Origin of the sequence: Nocardia seriolae NBRC 15557, from assembly GCF_007990715.1 — a bacterium.
Lineage (GTDB): Bacteria > Actinomycetota > Actinomycetes > Mycobacteriales > Mycobacteriaceae > Nocardia > Nocardia seriolae.
The window spans coordinates 1-10,932 of record NZ_BJWY01000184.1 but is presented as its reverse complement, the minus strand read 5'-3'; the positions used below and the strand labels follow the sequence as shown (position 1 = coordinate 10,932).

Here is a 10,932-nt window from a genome sequence, read left to right as displayed (position 1 = left end):
GGACACTAGTTGCGTTCACCAATGGTGAACGCACAGGGTGCGAAGTTCACAGCGCCCGGCCGTGTGCCTCCGGAGTCGGCATACTGGGGATCGTGACTTCGCAGCTGACGCCTCCCTCCGGTATCGACCTGTCCTTCCGTGACGCGGACGTGCGGGTGCAGGACGACCTGTTCGCGCACGTCAACGGCAAATGGCTGGACACCTATCAGATACCGGCCGACCGGGCGGTCGACGGTGCCTTCCGCACGCTCTACGACCAGGCCGAGCTGGACGTCCAGAAGATCATCCAGGACGCCTCCGCGGCCGCCGCCGCGCCCGGCACCGAAGAGCGCAAGATCGGCGATCTCTACAACAGCTTCATGGCCGCCGAGGCCATCGAGGCCGCGGGGCTGACCCCGATCGCCGAGGAGCTCGCGGCGGTCGCCGCCATTGCCGACCGGTCGGATTTTGCCGCGCTCATCGGCCGCCTCCAGCGCACCGGCGTGGGCGGGGCAGTGGCCTTCTACGTCGACACCGACGACAAGAACTCCGCCCGCTACCTGGTGCACGCCACCCAGTCCGGCATCGGCCTGCCCGACGAGTCGTACTACCACAAGGACGAATACGCGGAGATCCGCGACAAGTACGTCGCCCACATCCGCCGCATGTTCGAGCTGGCCGGGCTGGACTACGACGCGCAGGCGGTCTTCGACCTGGAATCCAAGCTGGCCGCGGGTCATTGGGACGTGGTGCGCCGTCGCGATGCCGAATTGAGCTACAACCTCACCACTTTCGACGCGCTGGTCGCCGACAATCCGGAATTCGACTGGGCCGCCTGGACTTCCGCGCTGGCCGCCGGGCTGGATCGTTCGGGCCCGGAGCTGTTCGCGGAACTGGTGGTGCGCCAGCCCGATTACGTGCGTGCCTGCGCCCAGGCGTGGGCCTCGGAGTCCTTGGACGACTGGAAGGCGTGGGCGGCCTGGCGGGTCGTGAAGGCCCGCGCCCCGTATCTGACCGCCGATCTGGTCGAGGCCAACTTCGACTTCTACGGCCGCACCCTGACCGGCGCGCAGGAGAACCGCGAGCGCTGGAAGCGCGGTGTCTCCCTGGTGCAGGACCTGCTGGGCGAGGCCGTGGGCAAACTGTATGTGGCCCGGCACTTCCCGCCGGAGGCCAAGGCTCGCATGGTCGAGCTGGTGGCGAACCTGCAGGAGGCCTACCGCCGCAATATCGCCGAGCTGGAGTGGATGGGTCCCGACACCCGGCAGGCCGCGCTGGCCAAGCTGGAGAAGTTCACCCCGAAGATCGGCTACCCGGACCGGTGGCGCGACTACTCTGCCGTCACCGTGGATCCGGCCGATGTGGTGGGCAACTACCGCTCCGGCTACGCCGCCGAGCACGACCGGGATCTGGACAAGCTGGGCGGCCCGGTGGATCGCGACGAGTGGTTCATGACCCCGCAGACGGTGAACGCCTACTACAACCCGGGCATGAACGAGATCGTCTTCCCCGCGGCGATTCTCCAGCCGCCGTTCTTCGATATGAACGCCGACGACGCCGCCAACTACGGCGGCATCGGCGCGGTCATCGGCCACGAGATCGGCCACGGCTTCGACGATCAGGGTTCCAAGTACGACGGCGACGGCAATATGGTCGACTGGTGGACCGAGTCGGACCGCACCGAATTCGGCAAGCGCACCAAGGCTTTGATCGCCCAGTACAACGGGTTCTCCCCCAAAGATCTCTCCGACGACCACAAGGTCAATGGCGAGTTCACCATCGGCGAGAACATCGGTGACCTGGGTGGCCTGTCGATCGCCCTGGCGGCGTACAAGATCGCGATGGAGGGCCGGGACTCCCCTGTCCTCGACGAGCTGACCGGTCTACAGCGCGTCTTCTTCGGCTGGGCCCAGGTGTGGCGCACCAAGGCCCGCTCCGAGGAGGCCATCCGCCGCCTGGCCGTGGATCCGCACTCGCCGCCGGAGTTCCGCTGCAACGGCGTCGTCCGCAACCTCGACAGCTTCCACGAAGCCTTCGAGGTCACCCCGGGCGACGCGCTGTACCTGGATCCGGCTGAGCGCGTACGGATCTGGTAACTCCTACCGCAGCCGTTCTTCGGTTTCGGCGTCGAAGAAGAACAGCTCGTCGTGTTTGGGCGCCAGGTACAGCCGGTCGCCCAGCGCGACCTGGAACCGACGGTCCACCCGCGCCACCACCCGGCCGGAGCGGCTGGACCATTCGTCGGCGACACCGTGTGAATAGAGGAAGGATTCCGACCCGAGCTCCTCGAGCAGCTCCACCTCGACCGCGAGCGCATTGCTCGAATCGGTGGTGACCTCCCAGGATTCGGGTCGGCCCCCGACCACCACGTGCTTGCCCTCGATGCCGCGCGGCAGCGGAATCCGCAGCTCGTTCAGCACGGCCTCGCCCTCGCGCACCGGCGCGGTGAGCAGGTTCATGCCCGGGGAGCCGATGAAGCCCGCCACGAAGGTGTTCACGGGGTTGTCGTAAAGCTCACGGGGAGCGGCGATCTGCTGCAGCTTGCCGTCCTTCATGACCGCGACCCGGTGACCCATGGTCATGGCCTCGACCTGGTCGTGGGTCACGTACACGGTGGTGGTGCCCAGCCGCTTCTGCAGCGCCGCGATCTGCGAACGGGTCGAAACCCGCAGCTTGGCATCGAGATTGGACAGCGGCTCGTCCATGCAGAAGACCTGTGGCCGCCGCACGATGGCGCGGCCCATGGCGACACGCTGGCGCTGCCCGCCGGACAGCCGCGCGGGCTTGCGGTCGAGCAGCTCCTCGAGCTCGAGCATGGCCGCCGCCTCCTTGACCCGAACCAGGGTGTCGGCCTTGCTCATTCCCGCATTGCGCAGCGCGAAGCCCATGTTCTCGGCCACGGTCATGTTCGGGTAGAGAGCGTAGCTCTGGAACACCATGGCCACGTCGCGCGAGCGCGGCGGCAGACCGGTCACATCGAGTCCGCCGATGCGAATATTGCCGCCGGTCACGGCTTCGAGACCGGCCAGCATGCGCAGACTGGTGGACTTGCCGCAGCCCGAAGGCCCGACCAGCACCAGGAATTCGCCGTCGGCGATGTCCAGGTTCAGGTCGTCGACCGCGGGCCCCGGCGCACCCGGGTAGGTGAGGGAAACACCCTCGAACTGCACAGTCGCCATGCTGGCGGATCTCCTCGCTCGGTTGGACTACTTGGGCAGCTTCGGCGTGATCTGCCGGTCGATAATGGTCTGCAGCTGGTTGGTGATGTCGCCGAAAGCGGCTGCCACGTCCCGGTTCTGCAGGCCGATCTGCTCGAGACCGGTGCCGATGATCTGGTCGCCACCGGCGATGAACACGCGGGCGTAGTCCTGCGGCTTGGTCAGCGACAGCTGGTCGATGGCGGTCTTGGAGTTCGGGTTCTTGGCCAGGAAGTCCTGCTCGCTGGCATCGTTCAGCGCCGACTTGCGGACCGGCATGTACCCGGTGGCCTGCGAGAAGTACGCGGTATTGGCGGCATTGGTGATGAACTCGATGAACTTGAGCGCGTTCTCCTTGCGGGCGTCGCTGATGCGCGACGGAATCGCCAGACCCGCACCGCCGGTGGTGGCGCCCGCCCCGTTCGGGTGCGGCAGGAAGCCGGTGCCGAACTCGGTCTTGCCAGCCGAGTTGGTCTTGATGCTCTTGAGGTCGCCGGTGGAGCCGATGGCGGAGGCGATGATGCCATTGCCGAAGTCCACCGCGTAGGTGGGCCGAATGCTGGCGTACCTCTTGGTATTGATGGAGTCGCGCAGGTAGTTTCCGGCCTTGATGGTGGCCGGGTCGTTGAACTTGAGCTTCCACTGCTCGGAGTAGTGGCCGCCGAAGGTCCAGCACGGACCCTGGAAGGTCCAGGCCAGGTAGTTCTTGGCGTCGCCCCAGCCGTGCGCCCATTTCTCGCCGCCGCCCATGGCGGCCTGGATCTTCGGGCCCCACTCGTCGAACTCGTCCCAGCTGTTCGGGGTGCGGTCGGGCAGCCCGGCCTTGGACCACAGATCCTTGTTGTAGTAGAAGATCTGCGTCGAGCGCGAGTACGGCAGCGCCCAGGTCTTGCCGTTGAACTTGTAGTCGCCGATGAAAGTGTCCACGTAGTCGGACACGTTCACGCCTGCCGAGGCGAAGTGGCTGTCCAGCGGCTCGATGGTGCCGTTGAGCGCGTAGTTGAACCACCACACGTCGGACAGGATGACCACGTCCGGGAGTTCGCCGCCGGAGAGCGCGGCATTGAACTTGGTCGCGACCTCCTCGTAGTTCTTGCCCGCGTCGACGAGATTGACCTTCAGGTCCGGGTACTTGGCCTGGAACCGGTTGATCAGCTCGGTTTCCTGATCCTTGGAGGTGCCGGGGTGGTTGGACCAGAAGGTGATCGTCTTCGAGTCACCGCCCTGCGTGCCGCCGCCACCGGAACCGGCGCACGCGGTCAGCGCGGCAGCACCCGCGGCCGCACCGGCGAGGCCGAGAAACCCGCGGCGCGACAGCGCGGGAAAACGAGAATCGGACACTGGAATCTCCTTCTGGGACTTAGCCCTTGACCGCACCGGAGGTGAGGCCCTTGATCATCTGGCGCTGGAGAGCCAGAAAGACGATGAGGATGGGAAGCATGGTGAGGATGACCCCGGCCATGACCGGCCCCCAGTTGGTGACGCTGGGGTTCTCGGTGTTCTGCAACAGGGTGAGGCCGACCGGCAGCGTGGCCACGCGCGCGTCATCGGCCATCAAGAACGGCCACAGGTATTCGTTCCACTCGTTCACCAGCGTGACCACCGCGAACGCCACCATGGTCGGCCCCGACATTGGCAGCACCACCCGGGTGAGCAGCCGCCACCAGCCCGCGCCGTCCATGCGCGCGGCCTCGATGACCTCACTCGGCAGCGACAGGAAGTGATTGCGCATCAGGAAGGTGCCGAAGGCGACGCCGCAGAGCGGAATGATGATGCCCTGGAAGGTGTTCCGCCAGCCCAGCTGCGCGATGAGCGCGTAGTTGGAGATGATGGTGATCTGGTTGGGCACCATGAGCGCCGCGATGATCACCAGGAACAGGATGTTCTTGCCCGGGAAGCGCAGGAACACCAGCCCGTAGGCGCTGAGCACGCCGAGCACGAACTTCACCGTCGAGATGACGCCGGTGATGATGATCGAGTTCCGCAGGAACTGCCAGAACGGCAGCGTGGTGGTGGCGTCGCGGTAGTTCGACCCCAGCCAGCGCTCGGGCCAGTAGGTGACCGGCTGGGTGTAGACCTCGGCGTGCGCCATGAACGAGCGGGTCAGGATGTAGTACAGCGGAACGCCGACGATGATCAGCACGCACACCATGGCGGCGTAGCCGAAGAGTTTCGCCCAGAGTTCCCGATTGGCGTTGAGCGCCTTCACTTCTCGTCCCCTCGATCCATCATGCGCACCTGCACGACGGTCACGATCAGCAGCACCAGGAACATGATGGTGGCGACGGCCGCCCCGTATCCGGCGCGCTGGTTGACCCAGGATGCGCGATAGACCTGATAGATCATGGTGGTGGTGCCGGTGCCGATGGGCCCGCCGCGGGTCATCACATTGATCAGGTCGAAGACCTGCAGCGAGTTGAGCAGCACCGTGATCGACAGGAAGTAGGTGGTGGGCCGTAGCTGCGGCAGCAGCACCCGGCTGAAGGTGGTCCAGCGGCTCGCACCGTCGATCTCGGCGGCCTCCATGAGGTCGGCCCGAACCCCTTGCAGCGCGGCCAGATAGATGACGAAGCTGTAGCCCAGGTTCTTCCAGATGTAGGTCACCGTGATCATGAACAGCGCCCAGTGCGGATTCTGCGCGAAGTCGGGCGAGTGAATGCCCAGGCGCTGCAGGAGATCCGGGATCAGGCCGAAGCCCGGGTCGAAGATGAACTGGAAGCCCACGCCGATGGCCGCGCCGGAGATCACGTAGGGCGCGAAGATCGCGGAGCGAACCACATTGCGGCCGAACAGCTTGCGGTCCAGCAACAGCGCGAGCGCCAGGCCCAGCACCATGCTGCCGATGACGGCGGCGAGGGTGAAGACCACGGTATTGCCGACGATCTGCCAGGTGTCGTCGCGCCCGAACCACTCGGTGTAGTTGTCGAAGCCGACCCAGTTCAGGGTGGTCGCGGAAATGTTCCAGTCGGTGAAGGACAGCCTTACGTTGTCGATCAGCGGCCGATAGACGAACAGCCCCAGCAGGATCAGGTTCGGCGCGACGAGGACGACGAAGAGCGCATAGTCTCGCCAGGGTCTGCTTCGCCACCCGCGGCCCGGGGGCTGCGGGAGTACTCGTTCGGGCCAAGTTCGCACCCGCGCAGCTTTGCGACCTTTGGCAAATATCTGGTTAATTGGGGATGCAGGGCCGCTTAACTGTCGGTCGGCACGCGCCACCGACTGTTCACCGGACACACCTCGAAGCGGCGCGGACATGGGGCGAATCGTACGATCGCCCAGTTGCTTTCGAGACCGAAATCACATGAACGGATGACCAACAGACGCGGCGAGGGCCCCGCTCGTATGAGCGGAGCCCTCGAATTCAGCAGATAGGTATCAGTTCCAGTCGCCCCAGCCGTCGCCGGTGCGCAGGGTGCCGATGGAGTTCTTCACGATCACCGGGTCGCCCTTCTTCACGTTCTCCTGGAACCACTTGGCGTCCTCGGTGGAGACGTTCAGGCAGCCGTGCGAGGTGTCCGAAACACCCTGCTGGGCAACGCTCCACGGGGCCGCGTGCACGAAGATGCCGCTGTTGGACATGCGGGTGGCGTACTCGACCTCGAGCTTGTAGCCCTGCGGATCGGTGATCGGCACCCCGTAGGTGGAGGAATCCATGATCATCTTGCGGTTCTTCTCGCTGACGATGTAGGTCCCGTTCGGGGTCTCGTGCCCCTTCTTGCCCATGGAGGTCGGCATGGTCTTCACGACCTCGCCATTGCGGGTGATGGTGATCTGGTGGGTGGCGTCGTCGGCGGTGGCGATGAACTCGTCGCCGATCTCGTAGGCGACCGAGGTGTCGCCGGCCTTGACCGTCACCTTCGACCCGGACGGCCAGAACTCCTCGGGCCGCCAGCGCACCTGCTTGTCGCCCATCCAGTAGAAGTGGCCGTTCACCTTGTTGGTGGAGGTGATGCGAATGGACTTCTCGGCGGTGGCGTGATCGCTCACCGGCTCCTTGAAGTTGATGATGACCGGCATGGCCACGCCGACCACATCCCCGTCACCGGGGCTGATGCTCGGGGCCGCGAAGTTGGCGGGCGGGATCGGCGCCTTGGCATTGGGATCGGTGGGCAGCGAGCCCGGCTCGGGCTGCGGCATGACGGCGGAGGGCACGCCCGGGATATCCGGACCGCCCGGCCATAGCGGGGTCGCTGACGCTGGTGCCGCCACCACTGCTCCGGTCGCCGCGACAGCGGCGAAGGCGATCAGTCCCGTTCTCCGATAGCGGGTAAGGCGCACAGCAAGGTCCTCTCAGATCTTTGTTCACACGCAGATTGCGGGCGCACTTCACCCGCGTAGGTCCCAACCCCGCGTCCATTACTACAGCGATCTGTCGGACAAGCCAATTGCCTTGCGCCAGTTATGCATACCGACTTCCAGGTGTGTGCCGCGTCACACGACTGCTAATGGGCTGCTCGACTGGCGCGAATGCGCCGTTGGCACCGGCGATTCCCCGAAAGTGATACCGCTGCGGCCGGTTGCGGAGTGATTGCTTCCTAAAACCTCACTGTGATCGAAATCACCGACGCCGCTTCAGGGTTGAACATCGAAGGTGATCGCGGTACGCGGACCGACCGCAATCGTGTGCGGCACCGTCAGCGGCGCTCCCCCGCGCGCGAAGCGCGGCGAAAGCCGCAGCCGCACATCGGTCAATACAGTAGCCAGCACAATCCGAAGTTCATAGTCGGCCAGCGCCGCGCCCACGCAACGCCGATGCCCGCCGCCGAAGGGCGCGAACTCGAAGGGCCCGTAGCGCCGTTCCAGGAATCGTTCCGGCCGGAACCGGTGCGGCTGCGGCCACACCGCCGGATCGCTGTGCAGCAGCTGTATCGAGATCCCCATGGTGTCCCCCGCCACCAGCGGCACCCCGCGCAGCGTGAAATCACCGGTGAGCCTGCGCAATACGATCGGCACCGGCGGATGCAGCCGCAGCGTCTCCTGGCAGACCGCATCCAGGTAGGGCAGCTTCACCAGCACGTCCGGATCGGGATCGGTTCCGGCGGAGGACAATTCGTCCAGCAGCCGGGCCAGCGCCGCGGGTTCCCGGTGCAGCCGGTACAGCGCCCACACCAGCGCCGTCGCGGTGGTCTCGTGCCCGGCGACCAGCAGCGTCCGCAATTGCTCGCGCAGATCCGTGGCGGTGATGGCGCTGCCGTCCTCGTAGCGGGTGCCCAGCAGCAGCCCGAGCAGATCCGCGCCGCCGCCCCCGGCCGCCCGCCGCCGCGCCACCTCGGCATCGATGAGCTCGTCGAGCCGATCCCGAGCCGCCTCGAACCGCTCCCAGCCCGACAGTCGCAGCATGTTCCGCCGCAGGACCGGGAGCAGGAACAGCGCGGTACCGAACGATTCCAGGAATTCTGTTGTGAAAGCGGTATATTCGGCCCGTCGCGCCGGTTCGTCGATGCCGAACACGGCCGCCAGGATGACCCGCAGCGTCAGCGCCCGCGCCGCCGCCCGGGCATCGACCCGCAGACCCGGCCGCCACGGGTTCCCGGTGCGCTCACCGTCCAGCTCGGCCCGGGCCGCCGCGCGAATGGCGGTGCCGTAGGCGCTGATCCGATTGCGGTGCAGCGCCGGTGCGAGCAGCGCCCGCTCGCGCCGGTGCCGTCCGTCCCGCGCCAGGATGAGCGAGGCCGCGCCCACCATGGGCTCGATGGGATTGGGCAGCGGCGGTTCCAGCAGTTCGATCGGGGCCCGGAAGATTTCGCGGACCCCCTCCGGGGTGCCGGTGAACAGGACCGAGCCCAGCCCCGGGATGTGCGCCCGGAAGGGGTCGCCGTCCCGTTTGCGCCGCCAGCGGGCGTAGAGCTCCATGAGGTCAGTGGACATACAGCTCCAGGATGTCGCCGCTCGTGAGTCCTTTACACGAAATGATCGGCCACCTCGGTTCGATCTATCCGGTACTCGTCGTGTATGCATGGGCGGGAAGCCAAATCTGTTTGTTTCGAAATATAGGACTCACCCGTGTTGCGTCAGCAGCTTTCCGCCCGGATCGCCCTCCCCGCGATCTCCGCCGCCGCCCTGCTGCTCGCCGGCTGCGGGACCACCGTCACCGGTCACCCGCAGGCCGCCCCCGGCGACACCGTCCTGCCGACCAAGTCGCCGATCACCACCCCGGCCAAACCGACGGGCAAGCCCGGATCCGGCGCGCCGACCACCACCCCGCGCGCGGACCGCGGCGGCCACACCGACTTTCACGCCAATGTCGGCGACTGCGTGAAGCTGGGCGGCACCACCACCGATGCCACCATCGACAAGGCCACCTGCGGCAGCCAGGAATCCAACTACAAGGTGACCGGCAAGGCCCCGCAGAACGCCCAGTGCGGCAAGGGCGCCGACCAGGTCTACTACGAGACCGTCAACGGCGTGGAGACCGGAGCCCTGTGCCTGACCGTCGACTGGGTGGTCGGCGACTGCATGGAGGTCGGCACCGATGTCGCGCACCGCATTCCGTGCTCCACCCGCACCGCCACCGACGGCGTGAAGGTCACCACCATCCTGCAGAACGCCACCAGCGTCGACGATTGCCCCGGCGACAACCAGGGCTACGTCTACGAGGAGCGCAAGGTCGTCGTCTGCGTCGACACCCTCTGAGGCGGCACCCGACAAGAAAAAGGGGCGGTGATTCGCGAATCACCGCCCCTTCTCTCATCTTTCATACCGTCAGATGGGGTAGTACCCCGAGCCGATGCCGCCGCGGCCATTGAGGTCCGCCATGATCGAGCTCATATTGGTGCCGACCTCGGGCCCGAAGCAGGCCACCGCCAGGTAGGCGTTGACCATGCCGACCAGGGTGGTGCCGACGACCACCGGAGCCCCGGAGTCGCCCTCCACCACGCACATCTGGCTCCAGGTCTCGACGCTGGTGGCGAAGACGTCGCCCCAGGAGACGCCGCAGGTATTGCCGGTGGTCCGGCCCTCCTTGCAGACGATCATGGGGAATCCGGGCGGGCCGCCGAGTCCGGTGATCGCGACATTGCCGACCCGGTTGACCGGGACCACGCGGCCCGGATCGAACTGGATGACGGCGTAGTCGAGATCGTGGTTGGAGTAGACGAACTGCCCGATCTGCCCTGCGGCCCGGTTCTTTTCGGCCCAGACCTTGGCCCCCGGATCGCCGCAGTGCCCGGCGGTGAGGCCGACCAGGCGCCCGGCGCCGTCGTGACCGATGGTGGTCACCGTGCACTCGAACTGGTCATCAATGATGATCCCGGAACCACCGCCGATGACGGCGGGCGCGGGATCGGCGACGGCGGCTCCGGTGCCGAAGAACGCGGTGCCCAGGGCGACGGCGAAAGCGCCGGCCGCCCCGGCGAGTTTGTTGATCATGTCCCTCCAGACGTCGGAAGCCGCACGAATCTCAACCTGCGGTTACTCATCCTGTCAGTATTCGAGCCCGGTTGCCTCTTGTACTGCCACATGTTGCCGAGCCGTGTCCTGCCGAGGTTCGTGGCGGATACCTAGTTGGATGGAGATATCGGAACAATGCCCATGTGCTATCGAATTCCGATAAATTTGATCCTACAAATTGTTACCCGGTAGATGTTCATATGTGTCGGTGGATAGTTGAAAACTAGAACAAGTTCTAGATAACTGCCTGGTTCTTTACGCTCGAAACCAACCCTGATGTGGCTGTTCACAGCTGTACGACGAATGTGATCCGGCTCTATGACCGGAACCACAATCGGTGGTGTGTTTTTCCTAACTCCGTAGTAAC

At 65.8% G+C, this 10,932-nt stretch carries 9 protein-coding genes; 2 read left to right on the top strand and 7 right to left on the bottom strand.

From position 1 onward, the window contains the following. The first annotated feature begins 92 nt into the window (after positions 1–92). Positions 93–2,075, top strand: coding sequence for a M13 family metallopeptidase (locus tag NS2_RS33625; protein ID WP_096490765.1), 1,983 nt, complete (start codon positions 93–95; stop codon positions 2,073–2,075). A gap of 3 nt (positions 2,076–2,078) precedes the next feature. Here NS2_RS33625 and NS2_RS33620 read toward each other — a convergent pair whose 3' ends face one another. The 6 genes from NS2_RS33620 to NS2_RS33595 form a co-directional block, all read right to left on the bottom strand. Continuing rightward, positions 2,079–3,158, bottom strand: coding sequence for an ABC transporter ATP-binding protein (locus tag NS2_RS33620; RefSeq protein WP_033091323.1), 1,080 nt, complete (start codon positions 3,156–3,158; stop codon positions 2,079–2,081). A gap of 27 nt (positions 3,159–3,185) precedes the next feature. Next, a complete protein-coding gene (locus NS2_RS33615; protein WP_082062784.1) occupies positions 3,186–4,517 on the bottom strand; it encodes an ABC transporter substrate-binding protein in 1,332 nt (443 codons plus the stop codon). A gap of 19 nt (positions 4,518–4,536) precedes the next feature. Continuing rightward, complete coding sequence (locus NS2_RS33610; protein ID WP_081986399.1) at positions 4,537–5,328, bottom strand: carbohydrate ABC transporter permease; 792 nt, start codon at positions 5,326–5,328, stop codon at positions 4,537–4,539. 53 nt (positions 5,329–5,381) lie between these two features. After that, positions 5,382–6,311, bottom strand: coding sequence for a carbohydrate ABC transporter permease (locus tag NS2_RS33605; RefSeq protein ID WP_033091325.1), 930 nt, complete (start codon positions 6,309–6,311; stop codon positions 5,382–5,384). A gap of 240 nt (positions 6,312–6,551) precedes the next feature. Next, positions 6,552–7,454 carry a L,D-transpeptidase gene (locus tag NS2_RS33600; protein ID WP_033091326.1) on the bottom strand — a complete coding sequence of 301 codons (903 nt, stop codon included), beginning with the start codon at positions 7,452–7,454 and terminating at the stop codon, positions 6,552–6,554. Between the two features lie 294 nt (positions 7,455–7,748). Beyond that, positions 7,749–9,044: a cytochrome P450 gene (locus NS2_RS33595; protein WP_045440126.1), complete on the bottom strand. Its 1,296-nt coding sequence runs from the start codon at positions 9,042–9,044 to the stop codon at positions 7,749–7,751. A 135-nt stretch (positions 9,045–9,179) separates the two neighbouring features. Here NS2_RS33595 and lppU point away from each other — a divergent pair, with 135 nt between their 5' ends. Next, the gene (lppU, locus tag NS2_RS33590; protein ID WP_033091327.1) at positions 9,180–9,809 is read left to right on the top strand and encodes an LppU family putative lipoprotein; all 630 of its coding nucleotides are present in this window, start codon (positions 9,180–9,182) and stop codon (positions 9,807–9,809) included. A gap of 69 nt (positions 9,810–9,878) precedes the next feature. Here lppU and NS2_RS33585 read toward each other — a convergent pair whose 3' ends face one another. Continuing rightward, complete coding sequence (locus tag NS2_RS33585) at positions 9,879–10,544, bottom strand: chymotrypsin family serine protease (protein ID WP_033091328.1); 666 nt, start codon at positions 10,542–10,544, stop codon at positions 9,879–9,881. Positions 10,545–10,932: the final 388 nt, after the last annotated feature.

Excerpts from the sequence above, each read along its gene's own strand:
- NS2_RS33585 (WP_033091328.1), bottom strand. The coding sequence starts at position 10,544 with ATGATCAACAAACTCGCCGGGGCGGCCGGCGCTTTCGCCGTCGCCCTG.
- NS2_RS33610 (WP_081986399.1), bottom strand. The coding sequence starts at position 5,328 with ATGGTGTGCGTGCTGATCATCGTCGGCGTTCCGCTGTACTACATCCTG.
- NS2_RS33595 (WP_045440126.1), bottom strand. The coding sequence starts at position 9,044 with ATGTCCACTGACCTCATGGAGCTCTACGCCCGCTGGCGGCGCAAACGG.
- NS2_RS33620 (WP_033091323.1), bottom strand. The coding sequence starts at position 3,158 with ATGGCGACTGTGCAGTTCGAGGGTGTTTCCCTCACCTACCCGGGTGCG.